Here is a 15,844-nt window from a genome sequence, read left to right as displayed (position 1 = left end):
CTATTTCACTGCGCTCAAGAGGGCATCGAACATATCGTTCAGCGCCTGCAGCAATTGCGCCGCGGTCGAATATTGCTGCGTCAGTTCGGTCACAAGGGCGGTCTCTTCGTCGACATTGACGCCGGTCTGCGAGGCAAAGGCACTGGCGAGGGTGTCGTAAGTATTCTGCTTGCTAGTCAGTGTCGTAGCGGCAGAATCTGCCCGGAGCGCCGCCCCCGAGGCGATGAGACCGGCATAGTCCACAAAGCTGGTCGCTTTGGCGCTGAGCGTTCCGGCCGCCGAAAAGGTCGTCTCGCCCAGCATTGCCGACTGCAGGTTGGACGCGATTGCGCTCGACACACTCACCGCCTTGGCGCCGATGGTTGGGCTATCATCGGTGCTGAGCACCGCCATGGACAGGGTGTCCGATTTTGCCTTGATATCGGAGCGGACGGCGATGTTGAGGGCACTCGTGCCGGTCATCAGGTCGTTGAAGCCGAAGTAGTCCGATACCCCCTGCCCGCTCACGCTGCTATCGATGTCGGCCAGCGCAATGCCATCGCCCGAGGTCGAAGCGATCGTCAGCTTGCCGCCGGCGTCGATGCCAGCGCTCATGCTGCCTGTGGCGTTGATCGCGGCAACGAAGTCGCTGACGGTCGCAAAGGTGGAGAGGTCGAAATCGCCGTAGGAAACGAGTGCGCCTTGATCGTCCACCGTGGCAATTCGCAGCGTGCCGGTGCCGGCGAAGGTATCGGTTGCGGCGACAGTGGTGGTGCTCGTCAGGGTGCCGGGCGCCGGTAGCATCGTGCCCTGGTTGTAGATGGCGTTGAGCCTGCCCATCAAGGCTGTCGCCAGTTCGTCGAGTTCGTCCTGCGCCAGCGGCAGGATTTCGTCGCGCTGGTCGATGAGGGCGCCCATGGTGCCCGAGGTCACGGTGCCGGTGATGTCCTGACCCTCGACGGTTATCGGGGAGAACACCGTACCGGTCGTGACAAAGCTGGATGCCTCATAGCTGAGCTTATGCACGGCACTATCGAGCAGCGCGACGCCGGAGCCCGTGTAGATTTTCATCTGACTGTCTGATGTCACATAGGACGAGACATTCATTTCCGACGCGATGGCCTGGAGAGCCGTATTACGTTGATCTTCGAGATCGACGGTCGACTCCCCACGCGCCTGGGCCATCCCGATCAGCATATTGAGCGCGTCGATGGTTTCAAGCTGCTGGTTGACCAGATTGACGCTGTCTTCGATGCCGCTATCGGCATTGGCCCGCAATTCCTGGATGCCCGACGAGGCGCTGCGCAGATCGCTGGCAAGGCTATCGAGCGCATCGACCACCAGCGCCCGCAGGGTCGTGCTCTCGGGCGTGCCGGCAAGTTGCGCCAGCGCAGTTTCGAGCGCGGTGACGCTATTGGCCAAAGTCGTGCTGGAATCGTCGCCGTCTACCGCGCCGAAAAGCGCCTGCAGCCGGTCGGCAAATGTGTCGTTGACCGTGGCGGCGCCCAGCGCGGTGAGCGCTGTTGCCATATCCTTGAGGAGATACTTGTCCACCGCGCTCGTGATCGCCGACACGGTGACACCAGCGCCGAGCCCACCCATTGATGTCATGGTCTGCACGCCCGTCTTCTGCGTGTAGCCAGCGGTGTCGGCATTGGCGATGTTGGCTGCGGCGATCGACAGTCTCACCTGGGTCGTGGTGAGTGCGCTGCTGGCTGTATTGCGAATGGCGGCGAAGGACATGCTGGTGTTCCTCTCTAGGCCAGAAGGCTTGATGGCATAGGGGCTGTGCGCGCCCGGCGGCCACTGGCGTCGTAGCTGCCTTCGCGAACAGTTTGCTCGCGAATGGCCCGCATGATCGCATCGACCCGCGAGCGGGTGGCGTCGATCCCCGAGCGCAGCCGAACCATGTTTTCCTTGATCACCTCGTCGAGCACTTCTGCTCGGGCCGTCAGTTGTTGGCGCAGGGCCGGCGTTGCCACGGCCAGATTGAATTGCCCCAGGCGCACCTGCCGCACCCAGCTGTCAAGCTCGGCGCCAAGCCGCGCTTTTTGTGCGGTCGAGCGCGACAGAGCGGAAGGCACGCCGGTTTCGAGCTCGCGATTTTCTGCGCCGATCAGCTCGATAAGCTCATCGACAAGATCGATCAGGGACCGCAGGCGCTCGTCGAATTCGGCGCGTTGAACACTCATTGTGGTTTCCTTCCAAGTCCGGCAGACGCCCGATAGGCCGCCTGCGCGCGACTGCCTTCCATCGACCCACGCAATTGACCGCCGATATCGTCCCGGACAGCGCGCAGGTCGGTCATGAGGTTTTCGAAATCGTCGATCAGGGTCAGGAGCCGTTCCGAAGCCTCCTGACCCGCATCGCCACTGCCGAATTCGCGTTCGGCAGTGGCCTTGAGCTGCGCGAGCCGGGTCATCAGCGACCTGTCCCGCTTTTCCGTCTCACTCATCGAACCGCGGAGATCAGCGTCTCGAACATGGAATTGGCCGCCGACATCACTTGCGCTGCGCCCGAATAGGCCTGCTGGGCCGCCATCATGCGCGAAAACTCGGTATTGGTGTCGGTGGTCGAAACTTCGAGCCGGCTGCCGAAGATCGTGCCTGCCCCGCCCTCACCCGCCGTGCGCAGCGTCGCCGTGCCGGAGGTTGAAGTCGAATAGTAGATCCCACCGTCGCTGGCCTGCAGGCCATTGGCATTGGTGAAGGTCGCCAGCGGTATCTTGTAGATCGCCCGGCTCATGCCGTTGTCGTAGACCGCATTGACCGTACCATCGTCGGTGATCTCGATGGCGCTCAGCGAGCCGAAGCCCACCCCGTTCTGCGCGCTCTGCAACTCGACCGCGGGGGTCGAGGCGCCGCTCGCATATTGGCTGAGGCCGGTCGACGTACCGGCCGTCCCCATGTTGAGCGAGATCGACGAGTCGGCGGCGCCGGTCGTCCAGCTTCCGACCGTCAGAACCGGCGGGTTCGGATTGGTACTGGCGAGGGTACCATCGGAATTGAAGGTGATGTCGATGGGTGCGCTGGTGACCGTACCGATGGTCGTCGCCGAATTGGACGCCAGAGTCGGATCTTCGAACGTCGCCGACCAGGTATTTTCGGCCGTCTTGGTCCAGGTCACCTTCATCGTCCCGGCCGTGCCGAGGCTGTCATAGACTTCCATGGAAGAGGAGAACGTCGCGCCCACTTCTGCTTCTGCCGGCAGATTGGCGATCATTGACATGGTCGATGTGGCCGAGGCGATCGTGGCGATCGCATCGGTGTCGATCGGCTTGAGCGTGCTGGTGCTGGCCGAACCCGTCACATTGCCGTCGGCATCGGTCGGCCACCCCATGAGGTAGTAGCCATTGTTGGTCAGATAGCCTTCGTCATCGACGCCGAACTCGCCATTGCGGGTATAGGCGATTTCCTTGGAGTCCGTGCCGGGGCTGACAACGAAAAATCCGCTGCCGCTGATGGCCATATTGGTCGAGGTCGTCGAGGTCGTCAGCAGGCCCTGCGCACCGACATTCTGCTTGGTCGCGACGGAAACGCCGCCCGTTGCGCTGCTCGCCGCCGAGGTGCCGCCGGAAAGTAGGCTCGAAAAGCTGGCGTCGATGGATTTGTAGCCGGTGGTAGAACTGTTCGCCAGATTGGTGGCGATCATGGAGAGCGCGGCGCTCTGCGAATTGAGGGCGGAAACCGCTGCGCCCAAGGCTGCCGAGAGGCTCATGAATCAGGCCCTCAGACGGTGATGTTGAGGGCAGAGGCGACGGACTGCAGCGTCGTGGCGATCTCGGTGAGTGTCGAAGAGGTAGAGGACTGCGCCTGATAGCTCGCATAGGAGACCATCTGGTTCAGCATCTGGTTGGAATCGGCGGGATCGAGCGGGTTCTGGTTCTGCAACTGCTCGACCAGGAGCTTCAGGAAATCATCGCTGTCCAGCGCCGAGGAAGACGAGGACACGGTCGAGGTCGTGGCGGTGCTCGACGCGGAAGAAATGGATGAAACGCTCATGGCGGACCCCAGGTGCGGCCGGCCACCTGCATTGCAGGCAGGGCCGACGCCGGATTTCAACAACAACGCCGCGGTGGCGTTATTATTGAAACGGACGGGGTTCCGGTTTCAGGCGGAGAATTTTGTCGAATAATTTACCATAACATCCTGTTAAACCTCGCTTAACGCAAGTTAACAAGATGTTACGAAATCACTATTGAGGCTGGCCCGGCGGAGGCGGCATATTGCCCCCCGGTCCACCGCCACCGCCCGGCGGCGGTCCCGGCGGCAGGAAGAAAACTTCCGCCAGGGCCTGTCGGTTTTCGGCAGAGAGCGCGATAATTGAATCGCGGATGATCGCCCATTGCTGCTCTTCGCTTGCGATGCGCTGCTGCGGTAGCTCAGCAATCAGGCGATTGAACTCCACCTCGTCGAAGGGATCATGGGTGACCACGTCGCGCAGCCTGGCAAAGGTGGCAGCGCGCCGTTCGAAGCCCCCCTTGATCACGACATCCACCTTGTCGAAGATTTCGCGGATGGCCTCGCGCTCTTCCGGGCTCGCCCGATCCGCATAGCGCATCATTTGCGGCATCGGCATGCCTGGCGGCTGGCGGAAGCTATTGCCCACCCACCAGCCAGCGAAGAACAGGTTGACCGCCAGCGAGACGATCAGGAGCGCGCGAAGTTTAGACATGCAGGAAAATCCAGGGGGAACGGCGCGTTAGTAGGCGAGGTCAGCGTAGATGCCGCTGACATAGAGCGAAGACCCATAATCCTCGCTCTGGCCCAGAAGCTGGCTGCCCGCAAGACCAATGGCGAAACAGGCGGTCAAGGCAAAGGCATAGCGGAAACGCGGTTGCGGGAAGAGGTCGGCCAATATAGCCCATAGCGAAGGGCGGGGTCGGACTGCCCTCGCCGGCTCCGGCATGGGCACCGGCGCTTCCGCCGCCATGGCGCGAAGCACGATACGGTCGGCAAGACCCGCCGGGGCTTTGGGCGTTGTCCTCATGGCGAAGGCCGCGGCGAGGCGCAGCTCGTCGTCGAGCAGTTGTCGTGCCTCGGCAGAATGGTCGAGCAGAAGACGTGCGGCACCGCGAAGATCGGCAGGCCAATCCTCGACATCTGGACCATGCTCGTCCAACGCCGCTTCGAATTCCTCGAGGTCCACTCTCGCTCCCGCTGTACGTTCCCACCGAGAGCCTTGCCATCATCAGACGTCCGGCATTCCGGCTACGTCTGCCCAGGCATTGCGCAGGCTTGTCAGCCCCTCGAGGATTTTGTCGTAGCGCTCGACGGCATCTGTTTTTCCAAATGCCGTATGCAGCGCAATCATATTGGTAATGTAGGTCTGCTTCAACGTGCTTGCGATATCAGCACCGTGTTCGGCGCGCAAATTACTTGAAAGCCCGCGCAGAATAAGAGAGGCGCGCGAAATATTGATGTAGGCGTCCTCCATGCGCCGGCTCACCGTATCAACCTGCGCCCGGCGGATGCGCCGCAGAACTTCATCGAACAATTTGACCACCGCCACCAGTGGATGGACCTGCGTGGCGCCCACGCGATAGGCGGCGATAGCGTTGCTGTGCGTCTGCGTCATGAAGAAGCGTTCCAGGTATCGAGAAGTGAAGCGAGATAGTCCTGCATGGCCTCCGCCGTGGCGATGGCTGCCTGATACTGGGCGTAGCGGGCCGTCAGATTGGTCCGATAGGTCTCGGCGCGATCCCGTATGGTGTCGCTGCGCGAGGTGAGGCTGTCGTTATAGTCTTCGAGGTCGCCGGTGAGGCTCGTCAGCGTGCCGCTCGAGCTGTTGGTCGCGCCATTGGCGATATTGTAGAGCTGCTCGGCAATGCCGGTGCTGAACGAGACATTGACCGATGCGCTGTTGCTCGAGGAATAGACGAAGGTGAAGCCTTCATAGGGCGAGCCGGTTGCCCCGATGATGCGCGTGCCCGAGATCGTGAACAGCCCGGATTGCCCGCCCACCGAAACGTCGGAAATACCGCCTGCGGCATCGACCGTAATATCGAGGGTGAAATCGGGCGGCACGCTGGAGCCACGAGCGAGCAGCTGGAGGTTTTTGTTGGACGCCGTCATCTGGAAGGCCAAGAGGCTCTTCACCGCCTCAAGGTCGGTCAGCAGCAGATTGTCGAGCACGTCTTCGTCGAGTTCGAGATAGTTATTTTCGTCAAACGTCACACCCAAAAGGGCAAGCGACTGGCTGTCGATCACCGAGGTCAGCGCCGTACCCACGGCAAGGTTGATGCTGCGCAGTGTCCCATCGCCAAAGAGCACAGATTCCGACGAACTGCTCGGCAGCGTCTGCTGGCTGACGGCGAATTCACGATAGGCGTTGTAGGCATCGAGCAACGCCACAATGCCGGATTTGACCGAGCTGACATCGGCGCCGACTTCGAGCGTGATGGACGTGTCCGTTGGCGTCGTCTGGTAGAGATAGAGCGTCGTCCCATCCAGCACGTCATCGATCTGGTTGCTCGAGCGGGTGATCTGGATGTCGTCGATCTCGATGATCGCCTGCTTGGCTTCCTGTAGCTCGTTGGCGAAAGCGCCGTCAGCGCCAAGGACGCCGAGTTCGCCAAAAACATCGTCGCCGGACACAACGGATGCCGCAATGGTCGTGCCGGTATCGACCCCGGAAAGCACCAGGCGGTAGTCGTTCGCAGTCACCTTGACGACGCTGGCCTGCACGCCGCTCGTGCCCTTGGCGAGGTTGATGGCCTCGGCGATTTCGATCAGCGACATGTTTTCGTCGACCTCGATCTCGACGGCGGTGCCGCCCTCGATGCCGAGAGAGATCACGCCGGAATATCCGAGGTCGGTGGTGTTCGAGCTGGTGGTGGCGCTCGCCACCTTATGGGACTGGGCCAATTGCAGGATTTCGAGCTTGTAGCTGCCCGTGTCGGCGCCGGCATCGACCGTGGCCGAGAGCGAGGAAGACGCATCGACGCTTCCATTGGCCGTGAGATAGGCCGAGCGGGCCAGGAAGGCGTCGACGGAGCCATAGGTGGAGCCCGAAGGCGAGCGCAGGGCCTGCGCTGCGGTCTGCATTGTCGAGAGCAGACTGCTCGCTGACTGGTAGGCCGCGATCTTGAGCTCGTTGTTGCTCACCTTCACGTCGATGGAATCGGCCTTGGCGAGCTTGGCGTTGACCGCCTCTTCGATCAGCCCGCTCCAGTCGATATCGGAGCCCGACGATGTGCTCGAAGTCGAGGATGTGCCGCTGCTGGTTGTCGCGGTTGATGTCGTCGACGCAGTCAGAAGCGACGTCGTGCTGCTCACGGTGCTCAATGGCTTGGCTCCCAGGCGCAAACAAAATCCGGGCGGGCCGTAAAGCCGGGCCGCCCGCGGCTGCGCGGGGGGAACTACTGCAGCAGCTTGAGCAGATCCTGCGGCATCTGGCTGGCCTGGGCCGCGGCGGCAACGGCCGCCTGGGTCTTCACCTTGGCCGAAGCGAGCTTGGCTGATTCAGAAGCAACGTCGGTATCGGTGATGGCCGAATTTGCGGCCTGCAGGTTTTCGATGCTGGTCGAGATGGAGTCCGAGCGGAAGCTGAAGCGCGATTCCAGTGCGCCGATGCTGGCGCGGGCCTTCGAGACGGTATCGATCGCGGCGTCGATGGCCGTCAGGGCCTCGTTGGCGCCGGTCTGCGAGCTGACCGAAAGGGTCGTGCCGGCTGTGGCGTCGGCGCCGTAGGTCGCAGTGGTGGTCAGGCCGAGATCGGCAGCGGTTGCGCCGGTGAAATTGTTGATCTCGATGAACGAGGTCGAACCGGTCGTTGTATTGGTGAAGTTCAGCTTGCCGTCGACCGCAGTGACCGCGACATCGGTGTTGCTGTCTGCCGCAAGCGCCTGGGTGATGGCGCCGGCAATGGCGTCCGCACTCCACTTGCCGTCGGCCGCAGCGCCGCCGTCATCGGCGAGCGTAACGGTCGTGCCGTTGACGTCGAAGGTGATGTCGCCGCCGCTGGCGTCGATGGTGGTGATGGCTGCGCCAACGATGTCTTCAGCCGAGGTCGCATTGGTGCCGCTGACGAGGCCGAGTGCCGTCGAGCTCAGGCTCTCGATCTTGAGGACAATGGTATCGCTCGCGCTCGAACCCACCATGACCGAGACGCCGGTCGCGTTGTACTGCGAGGATGTGCCGTCCAGAAGGCTTTCGCCATTGTAGCGGGTGCCGGTCGAGATGCCGTCGACTTCGTCGATGAGCTGCGAGAATTCAGCGTCGATATAGGCGCGTTCCGTGTCGGTCACGGTGCCCGAGGCGGACTGGGAGGCCAGTGCCTTCATGCGCTGCAGGATGTCGGAAATATTGGACGCGCCGCCATCGGCAGTCTGCAGCACAGAAATACCATGCGAGGCATTGGTGGCGGCCTGGCTCAGGGCGGTCACGTCGGAAGAGATGCGCGTGGAGATGGCGAGGCCTGCTGCGTCATCCGATGCCTGCGAGATGCGCGAACCGCTGGCGAGCTTGGAGAGCGACGAGGTTTGGTCCGCCGAATTGATGTTGAGGTAACGGACGGCCGAATTGGCAGCGATATTGGTCGAGATAACAGGCATCAGCCTAACTCCTGGCGTTGACTAGTTCAGCCCTTGATCCTGGGACTGGCAACACGGCAGTGCCGCGTCTGATGGTTCAACGGTGGGAGCGAACAAACTCTGGCGCACAAAAGGAGAAGAACCGGAGGTTTATGGTTAATCCTTGGTAAATGACTCCAGAATATCGAGCTCGGCGTTCCGTAAATACTTCCTTAACTGCTGACGACCGCGCTTGAGGAGGGATTCGACTGCAGAAACGGTTGTCTCCATCACTTCGGCAATCTCGGGGTTCGAGAGATTGTCGTGGTAGGAGAGGATGAGCGCGATCCGCTGGTGATCCGGCAGGCGCCCCATGGCGCGGTCGAGCAGGTCGCTGACCTCGCCGCGATGGATGGTTGTCACGGCATCTGGCCGCCCATCGGCGAGGTCCGGGGCGGCATCCATATCTTCGGTACGCGGGCGACGGCGCAGGTCGAGGCAACGATTGGTGACGACGCGATAGAGCCAGGTCGAAAACCGCGCCTTGCCCTCCTGCCAAGAGCCGCGGGTCGTCCAGACTTTCAAGAGCACGTCCTGCACGACGTCGTCGGCATCGGCCTGGTTGTTGAGGATGCGGAGCGCCAGTGCGAAGGCCCGGTCGACATGCCGCTCGACCAGCCGACGAAACGCAGACTCGTCGTGGCGCGCGATCAGCCGCAGGAGATGGTCATCTTCGTCCAAGGGGCGCTCGTAGGCTGAAGGGCGAGTTGCAGACGTGTCGTCGAAGCCGCGCGGCTTCGTCTTGGTCGGCGCTTGCGCTTCACTCCGTCCATCAACAGCCAGTAAAATCGTCATGTCCGCTTCCTGCGCTCCCCAAACCGGGTGTTAACGATGAAACGGACCAGGCCGCGAATTCAGGCGCAGAAAATTTCAGGAAGGTTATATTTTTCAATAGCTTGGGAGGAATTTCTTGCCATCGATCTAGGCAATTTTTGCCGCCTTCCGCGCTAAACCCTTTTGCCAAACCGCGTTTCTCCATCGAATCGCCCGGCAAAATTTGCCTGCTTATCTTTTTAAGCAGGAGAGCCAGGCAATCGAGTTACAAACGGTTCATGTTGGAACGAGCATGCGTTCTGGCCGGGGCCGGCACTGTGCATCGGCGCTGGGCGTTGTTTCGGCGCACGCGAAAGGGGCCGGAGGCCGCAAAGGCGACAGCTTGATATTATTTCTGCGCGTATCCCGAAGCCTCTAGGGCCCCGGGATAAGTTGATGAGCAACTAGCGCGGTACGGCTGAGATCAGCCGATCCAGACGTTGGTCATGCGGCGATTGTTGTTGGTCTGCGAATGCAGCAGGTAGTCGTGCACATCGTTCCGCGTGCCGAGGAAGCGGAAGGAATAGGCCACCGGATAGACCAGATACTGGCTGAGGATCATTTCTTCGAGCTCGTTGGCCATAGCTTTGCGCTTGGCCGGATCGAGTTCCTGACTCTGGGCGAGGAACAGCGCGTCAATTGCCGGGTCGGAAATCTGCGAGTAATTGCCACCCGCGCCCGAAACCACCTGATTGCCAAAGATGGCATCGGGGTCGTCGACGGCGATGCTGAGATTGCCGCCGTGGAGATCATAGGCCTTGGCCTTCTGGGTCTCGGAGTAGGTTGCGGCCTCCTGCGGGTCGAGATTGACCTTGATGCCGACCTTGGCAAGCTGGTCCTGCAGGAAAACCCCCCAGGGGCCGAAGCGATCGTCGCGACGCACCACAAGCCGCGTTTCGAACCCGTCTGGAAAGCCGGCTTCGGCGAGTAGCGCCTTGGCCTCGTCGATGGCGCCTGCCGCCTGTTCCGGGGCAAAGCCGGGGACGGCGTGCAGCGTTTCATCGGGAAGCGCCCAGGTGCCGCTTGGGGGCGACATGCCGCCAAGGACCGCATCGCCCTTGAACAGCACGGCAACCGCTGCAGTGCGGTCGATGGCGAGCGCGGCCGCCTTGCGCACTCGGACGTCGTCCCAGGGCTTTACGGCGAGATTGAAGTGGAGAGCGATAGCATTGAGGCTCGGGGCACTCTGCACCCTGGCTTCGGTGGCAAGATCGCGCTCGGCTTCATGGGCCAACGTTGCTTCCATGCCTTCAAAGACATTGAGCTGCCCGCTGCGGAAATAGGCCATGACGCTGGCCTGGTCGGGAATGATGTAGATGTTGATGGCATCGGCATAGGGGCGTTCGGCGTCGAAATAGTCGGGGTTGCGCACCAGTTCGATGCTGTTGCCACGGCTATAGTTCTGTAGCTTGAACGGGCCGGTGCCCACGACGACGTCCTTCATCTGGCCCTGTTCGAGCACGTGCTTGGGCAGCACCGAGAACCAGTTGGGGCAGAGGCTGGCAATGAGGCCGGGCGACGGACGGCTGAGCGTGAAGACCACGGTGTGGTCATCCGGGGCGTCGATGGCGGACACGGCTGACAGCGCCGATTTGCGGACGCTCACCAGGCCCTCCGGCGGATCGCGGGTGACATCGAAGGTATATTTGACGTCGGCCGAGGTCATCGGCGCGCCATCGTGGAATTTTACGCCCTGGCGCAGGTGGAACGTGATGGTCAGGCCGTCTTCACTGACTTCCCAGCTTTCGGCGAGATCGCCGATGATCGCATTGGGATCGAGCGGATCGTATTGCACGAGGCCATTGTAGCAGCCGCCGATCGAATCCAGCACGCGTGAGGTGGTGTTGGAGAGAAGATCGAAATTGGGCGGATCGCTCTCGATATTGTAGCTCAGTATGCCGCCCTTGCCCGGCGCGGGGGACTGCGCCCAGGCGGGCATGAGGCCGAGGCCCAGTGTGGCGGCGCTGGCGCCGAGGAACAGGCGACGGGTCAGTCTTGGCGACTTGGATTGGTCGGTCATCGAGGTCTCCTCCCAGGAGCAGTTTTATTGTTATGCAGCGTCGAGCAAGCCGACGGCGGTCAGGCGCGCATCGAGGCGGCTGTAGACGCGTCTGGCATTGCCTTCGAAGATCTTGTGCTTGTCGGCAGCGGAAAGGGGCAGAGCGTCTACATAGCGCTTGGTATCGTCGTAGTTGTGGCCGGTTTCCGGATCGATCCCCTTGACCGCACCGATCATCTCGGAGGCGAAGAGGATGTTGTCGACGGGGATGACACGGGCGAGCAGATCGACGCCCGGCTGGTGATAGACGCAGGTATCGAAATAGATGTTCTTGAGCAGGTGCTCGGTGAGGAGCGGCTTTTTCATGTTCTGCGCAAGTCCACGATAACGGCCCCAGTGGTAGGGCACGGCGCCGCCGCCATGGGGCAGGATCAGCTTCAGCGTCGGGAAATCCTTGAAGAGGTCGCCTTCGAGCAGTTGCATGAAGGCTGTGGTATCGCCGTTGAGGTAGTGCGCGCCGACGGCATGGAAATTCTCGTTGCAGGAGCGCGAGACGTGGACCATGGCGGGCACGTCGAGTTCGACGAGCTTTTCATAGAGCGGGTACCAACTGCGATCGGTCAGCGGCTTGCCGTGCCAATGGCCCCCCGAGGGATCGGGATTGAGATTGCAGCCGACAAAACCCAGCTCAGTGACGCAGCGCTCGAGTTCGCGGGCGGCAAAGACCGGTTCGACGCCTTCGAGTTGCGGGAGCTGGCAGACGCCGACGAAATTGTGCGGGAACATCTCGGCGACCCGATGGATCAGGTCGTTGCAGACTTGGGCCCAGCGCTCGTTCAATGCGGCGGTGCCGGCGTGATGGGCCATGCCGCCGCCGCGCGGGGAAAACAAGGCGAGGTCAATGCCAACCGCGCGCTGCTGGCGGAGCTGCCCATTTTCAATGGCATCGCGCAATTGATCGTCGGAGACTTCGAGGTGTTTCGGCGCCTTGCGCAGCGGATCGGCAAGGCTCGCCATCTGGCGGTCCCGAAACAGTTCGATGGATGCCGGCCCGGTAGTGAAATGGCCGTGACAGTCGATGATCATCCGCAGGTCCTCCAGCATATGGCGTGTGACACGCTCTTGAGCTGTTGCCATCTTTAGGACGACGACCTATCGATTCAAGCGAGATTATTTCGCTCCAAACGATCGCTAAAATGCATATTAGGCGCGGAGCGAACGCATCGATGGCGAGCGAGCGAAAACGAGCGCGGCGGCAAGTACCATGATGGCGCCAGAGATGGCCAGCGACCATTGCGGGCCGATGACGGCCGAAAGAGTTGCGACAAAGGCGGTGCCAAAAGACACCAGCGAGCGATTGAGAAACAGGACGCTGAGCACCCTGCCCCGGACGTGATCGGGCACGACGAGCTGCAATATGGTGTTGTTGCAGGCGCCATAGGCGATCTGCATGGCGCCGACGCCGAGAAGGATGAACGGGGCCAAAGGCGCGACCGGGTTGAGCGAAAAACAGATCAACAGCGTTCCATAGCCGGCCAGCAAAGCGAGCATGGTGAGGCCACGTCGGGCCATATCGGCGAAGGTTGAAACCATCAGGGCGCCGAGCATGGAGCCCGTGGCCGCCGAGGCGATCAGGAGCCCAAGACCATCGGGGCCGATCTTGAACACATCAATGGCAAAGACCGCGAGCATGGTGATGTAGGGCTGGCCGAAGAACATCGGGATCAGGGCCACCAGCACGAGGATGCGGATGGTGGTGTGGTCGCGAATGAAGGCAAAGCCGTCGACGATATTGCGGCCAAGGCTGCCCGAGCGCTCGCGCACCTGCGGCGGAATATGCATGGCTGCAAGGCAGGCGAGGACGCCGACAAAACTCAGCGCGTTGATGAAAAAGCACGCGGCCAGGCCGACACTGGCAATGAGGAGCCCGGCAATCAGCGGACCCAAGACTTTGGTCAGGTTGATCGTCATGGAATTGAGCGCGATGGCCCGCGCTAGGTCGTCGCGCGGCACGATCTCGGAGATCAGCGAATGCCGGGCCGGCAGGTTGAAGGCGACGATGGTGCCGCGCGCCGTCGCCACCGCGGCTATGGCCCAGAGCGACGCGGTGCCGCTATAGACCATGGCGGCGAGGATTAGTGCCACGATCATGGCCGCGGTTTGGGTACCGAGCATCAGCCGGCGCCGTTCGAACCGATCGGCAGCGGCGCCACCGATCAGCGTGAACACCAGGATCGGCAGGCCACGACAGAGATTGACGAGGCCCAAGGCGGCTGGCGAGCCGGTGGTTTCGAGCACCAGCCAGTTCAGCGCCAGTTGATCGATCCAATCTCCGGTGTTGGAGATCAGCGACCCGGTCCAGAGCAGCCGGAAATTGCGGTGCCGCAGGACCAAGCAGGGCTTTAGGAGACGACTTCCTGGAAACGAGGGTTGGTCCAAGATCTGCTTTCCGGGAAGTTGTCGCGCTCAGCCTTCGCGCTGGTGGGGATCCAAGAGGTCTCGCAGGGCATCGCCCAGGAAGTTGAAGCCGAAGACCACGAGGGTGATGGCGAGACCCGGCGCAATGGCGAGCCAGGGCGCTTCCATCATGTAACGCTGCGTCTTGCCGCTCGGCATGGCACCCCAAGAGGGTTCGGGCGGCGGGGTGCCGAGGCCGAGAAAGCTCAGCGACGCTTCGGACAGAATTGCAGCGCCGAGGCCGGCCGTTGCGAGGATGATGAACGGGGCAAGGCAATTGGGCAGGATGTGGAACAAGACGATGCGCACGTCGCCAAGGCCCATATTGCGCGCGGCGAGGATATAGGGACGTTCGCGCACTGAGAGCGTGGTCGAGCGAACGACGCGGCAGGCGCTGGGCAGCTTTACGACCGCCAAGGCGATGATGACGTTCTGGATGCTGGGCCCAAGCGCCGCAACCATGGCAAGCGCCAGGATGAGCGTCGGGAAAGCCATCAGCGTGTCCATGACGCGCTGGATGACATAGTCGACCGTGCCGCCGAAATAGCCGCTGACAAGACCGAGAAGCGCGCCCGAACTGCTGCCGATGCCGACAGCCATGAGACCCACGAAGATGGAAACACGCGAGCCCCAGATGATGCGGCTCATGATATCGCGGCCGAATTCGTCTGTGCCCATCCAGTTGCGCCAGCTTGGCGCCGCAAGGAGATTGTTGGAGTCGATCAGGAACGGGTCATAGGGCGCCAGCCACGGCGCAAACAGCGCGACGACGACGAAGACCAGGATGATGAGCGCGCCGATGGCGCCCAGAGGCTTGCGACGAGCGGCGTGACGCAGCTTGGTCCAGATCGAGCGCTGCGCATTCTGTTTGGCGGCAGGCAGGTCATTGACGGAAATTGCCATGGTACGAGCCTCCTACTCGTAGCGGATGCGCGGGTCGAACACGCCATAGAGGATGTCGACGATGAGATTGAGCACCACGTAGAGCACGCCCATCAGCAGGATGATGGTCTGCACGACCGGGTAGTCGCGATGGTAGATGGCATCGACGAGATAGCGGCCGATACCGGGCAGAGTGAAGATCGTTTCCATGACGACAGTGCCGCCAAGGAGGCCGCCCAGTTCGATGGCGCCGAGCGTCAGGACCGGAAGCACCGCATTGCGCAGGGCATGGGCACCGAGCACAGCGCGCGGCTTCAGGCCCTTGGCGCGGGCGGTGCGGACATAGTCCTCGCGCAGCACTTCGAGCATGGTGGACCGCGTCATGCGGGAGATGAGCGCCGCATTGCCGAAGCCAAGCACCAGAGCCGGCCAGATCAACTGCTGGAGATTGATCCATGGATTGCGGGTGAATGGCATGTAGCCGAGCGGCGGGGTCCAATGGAACCACAGGGTCAGGAACAGGATGACCATGGTGCCGAGCCAGAAGCTAGGAACGGCCAGGCCTGCAATGGAGATGGAGCGGAACAGATAGTCGATCCAGCTATCCTGGCGCACGGCGGAATAGACGCCGATGGGTATGGCGATGAGCATGGATATGGCGAGGGCCAGAAAGGCCAGTTCCATGGTGAGGGGAACGCGTTCGCCGATTTCAACGAAGACCGGTCGACCGCTCCAGAGCGAATTGCCGGCATCGAGCCGCACAAGTCCCCAGATCCAGTCGAAATATTGAATCCAGAGGGGCTTATTGAGCCCGAGCTGCATGCGCAGAGCCTCGACTGCCTCGGCGCTGACGCCACTGCCGCCTTCTTCGTCGCCGCCAAGGATCATTGCCGCGACGTCACCCGGCAGGAGCCGCATGATGAGAAAAACGACGATCGAGATGCCGAACAGTATCGGGATCAACCCGATAAGCCGTCGTCCGATATATCCGAGCATCTAAATCTCCTCCTTACCCCCAGCACTTCGGCGCTGGTGGTCCTACGGCCGTTGTTCAGCCAGATGAGCCAAGCCTCCCAGGCGGCACATTCCCTCCAGAATGTACCGTGGAGCTCAGGCTTTCGACAGCCTTGCGGCCTTGTGAC

General features: G+C 61.8%; 16 protein-coding genes. All 16 read right to left on the bottom strand.

Going from position 1 to position 15,844, the window contains the following annotated elements; all coding sequences use genetic code 11:
- Complete coding sequence (flgK, locus tag ABW043_RS10930) at nucleotides 1-1,722, bottom strand: flagellar hook-associated protein FlgK (RefSeq protein ID WP_353921237.1); 1,722 nt, start codon at nucleotides 1,720-1,722, stop codon at nucleotides 1-3.
- A 14-nt stretch (nucleotides 1,723-1,736) separates the two neighbouring features.
- Entirely contained in the window at nucleotides 1,737-2,171 is a 435-nt protein-coding gene (locus tag ABW043_RS10925; RefSeq protein ID WP_353921236.1) for a flagellar protein FlgN, read from the bottom strand.
- A complete protein-coding gene (locus ABW043_RS10920) occupies nucleotides 2,168-2,401 on the bottom strand; it encodes a hypothetical protein (protein WP_353921235.1) in 234 nt (77 codons plus the stop codon). Before ABW043_RS10920 ends, ABW043_RS10925 begins: the two co-directional genes overlap by 4 nt.
- A 29-nt stretch (nucleotides 2,402-2,430) precedes the next feature.
- Nucleotides 2,431-3,696, bottom strand: a complete 1,266-nt coding sequence (flgE, locus tag ABW043_RS10915) for a flagellar hook protein FlgE (RefSeq protein WP_353921234.1) — start codon at nucleotides 3,694-3,696, stop codon at nucleotides 2,431-2,433.
- A gap of 11 nt (nucleotides 3,697-3,707) precedes the next feature.
- Complete coding sequence (locus tag ABW043_RS10910; RefSeq protein ID WP_353921233.1) at nucleotides 3,708-3,980, bottom strand: flagellar hook capping FlgD N-terminal domain-containing protein; 273 nt, start codon at nucleotides 3,978-3,980, stop codon at nucleotides 3,708-3,710.
- Nucleotides 3,981-4,173: 193 nt separating this feature from the next.
- Nucleotides 4,174-4,653, bottom strand: coding sequence for a periplasmic heavy metal sensor (locus tag ABW043_RS10905; RefSeq protein ID WP_353921232.1), 480 nt, complete (start codon nucleotides 4,651-4,653; stop codon nucleotides 4,174-4,176).
- A gap of 27 nt (nucleotides 4,654-4,680) precedes the next feature.
- Nucleotides 4,681-5,127 (bottom strand): hypothetical protein, encoded by a 447-nt coding sequence (locus ABW043_RS10900; protein ID WP_353921231.1) that lies wholly within the window; start codon nucleotides 5,125-5,127, stop codon nucleotides 4,681-4,683.
- 42 nt (nucleotides 5,128-5,169) lie between these two features.
- Nucleotides 5,170-5,556 (bottom strand): flagellar export chaperone FliS, encoded by a 387-nt coding sequence (locus ABW043_RS10895; protein WP_353921230.1) that lies wholly within the window; start codon nucleotides 5,554-5,556, stop codon nucleotides 5,170-5,172.
- Nucleotides 5,553-7,256, bottom strand: coding sequence for a flagellar filament capping protein FliD (fliD, locus tag ABW043_RS10890; protein ID WP_353921263.1), 1,704 nt, complete (start codon nucleotides 7,254-7,256; stop codon nucleotides 5,553-5,555). Before fliD ends, ABW043_RS10895 begins: the two co-directional genes overlap by 4 nt.
- Before the next feature lie 83 nt (nucleotides 7,257-7,339).
- Entirely contained in the window at nucleotides 7,340-8,533 is a 1,194-nt protein-coding gene (locus tag ABW043_RS10885; RefSeq protein WP_353921229.1) for a flagellin N-terminal helical domain-containing protein, read from the bottom strand.
- Between the two features lie 135 nt (nucleotides 8,534-8,668).
- A complete protein-coding gene (locus ABW043_RS10880) occupies nucleotides 8,669-9,346 on the bottom strand; it encodes an RNA polymerase sigma factor (protein ID WP_502908640.1) in 678 nt (225 codons plus the stop codon).
- Between the two features lie 442 nt (nucleotides 9,347-9,788).
- On the bottom strand, nucleotides 9,789-11,384 hold the full coding sequence (locus ABW043_RS10875; protein ID WP_353921228.1) for an ABC transporter substrate-binding protein: 1,596 nt from the start codon (nucleotides 11,382-11,384) through the stop codon (nucleotides 9,789-9,791).
- Between the two features lie 30 nt (nucleotides 11,385-11,414).
- Complete coding sequence (locus ABW043_RS10870; RefSeq protein WP_353921227.1) at nucleotides 11,415-12,449, bottom strand: amidohydrolase family protein; 1,035 nt, start codon at nucleotides 12,447-12,449, stop codon at nucleotides 11,415-11,417.
- A 117-nt stretch (nucleotides 12,450-12,566) separates the two neighbouring features.
- Entirely contained in the window at nucleotides 12,567-13,757 is a 1,191-nt protein-coding gene (locus ABW043_RS10865; RefSeq protein ID WP_353921226.1) for an MFS transporter, read from the bottom strand.
- 72 nt (nucleotides 13,758-13,829) lie between these two features.
- Entirely contained in the window at nucleotides 13,830-14,723 is an 894-nt protein-coding gene (locus ABW043_RS10860; RefSeq protein ID WP_353921225.1) for an ABC transporter permease, read from the bottom strand.
- 12 nt (nucleotides 14,724-14,735) lie between these two features.
- Nucleotides 14,736-15,698, bottom strand: a complete 963-nt coding sequence (locus ABW043_RS10855; RefSeq protein WP_353921224.1) for an ABC transporter permease — start codon at nucleotides 15,696-15,698, stop codon at nucleotides 14,736-14,738.
- Nucleotides 15,699-15,844: the final 146 nt, after the last annotated feature.

It is taken from the genome of Devosia sp., assembly GCF_040509215.1.
Taxonomy (GTDB): Bacteria; Pseudomonadota; Alphaproteobacteria; order Rhizobiales; family Devosiaceae; genus Devosia.
The sequence above is the reverse complement of the archived record's forward strand: the minus strand, read 5'-3'. Positions and strand labels throughout refer to the sequence as shown.

What these genes read in the sequence shown, in the direction of transcription:
- ABW043_RS10895 (WP_353921230.1), bottom strand. Translation starts at nt 5,556, where the DNA reads ATGACGCAGACGCACAGCAACGCTATCGCCGCCTATCGCGTGGGCGCC.
- flgK (WP_353921237.1), bottom strand. Translation starts at nt 1,722, where the DNA reads ATGTCCTTCGCCGCCATTCGCAATACAGCCAGCAGCGCACTCACCACG.
- flgE (WP_353921234.1), bottom strand. Translation starts at nt 3,696, where the DNA reads ATGAGCCTCTCGGCAGCCTTGGGCGCAGCGGTTTCCGCCCTCAATTCG.
- ABW043_RS10925 (WP_353921236.1), bottom strand. Translation starts at nt 2,171, where the DNA reads ATGAGTGTTCAACGCGCCGAATTCGACGAGCGCCTGCGGTCCCTGATC.
- ABW043_RS10860 (WP_353921225.1), bottom strand. Translation starts at nt 14,723, where the DNA reads ATGGCAATTTCCGTCAATGACCTGCCTGCCGCCAAACAGAATGCGCAG.
- ABW043_RS10870 (WP_353921227.1), bottom strand. Translation starts at nt 12,449, where the DNA reads ATGATCATCGACTGTCACGGCCATTTCACTACCGGGCCGGCATCCATC.
- ABW043_RS10855 (WP_353921224.1), bottom strand. Translation starts at nt 15,698, where the DNA reads ATGCTCGGATATATCGGACGACGGCTTATCGGGTTGATCCCGATACTG.
- ABW043_RS10875 (WP_353921228.1), bottom strand. Translation starts at nt 11,384, where the DNA reads ATGACCGACCAATCCAAGTCGCCAAGACTGACCCGTCGCCTGTTCCTC.
- ABW043_RS10910 (WP_353921233.1), bottom strand. Translation starts at nt 3,980, where the DNA reads ATGAGCGTTTCATCCATTTCTTCCGCGTCGAGCACCGCCACGACCTCG.
- ABW043_RS10905 (WP_353921232.1), bottom strand. Translation starts at nt 4,653, where the DNA reads ATGTCTAAACTTCGCGCGCTCCTGATCGTCTCGCTGGCGGTCAACCTG.
- ABW043_RS10880 (WP_502908640.1), bottom strand. Translation starts at nt 9,346, where the DNA reads ATGACGATTTTACTGGCTGTTGATGGACGGAGTGAAGCGCAAGCGCCG.
- ABW043_RS10920 (WP_353921235.1), bottom strand. Translation starts at nt 2,401, where the DNA reads ATGACCCGGCTCGCGCAGCTCAAGGCCACTGCCGAACGCGAATTCGGC.
- ABW043_RS10885 (WP_353921229.1), bottom strand. Translation starts at nt 8,533, where the DNA reads ATGCCTGTTATCTCGACCAATATCGCTGCCAATTCGGCCGTCCGTTAC.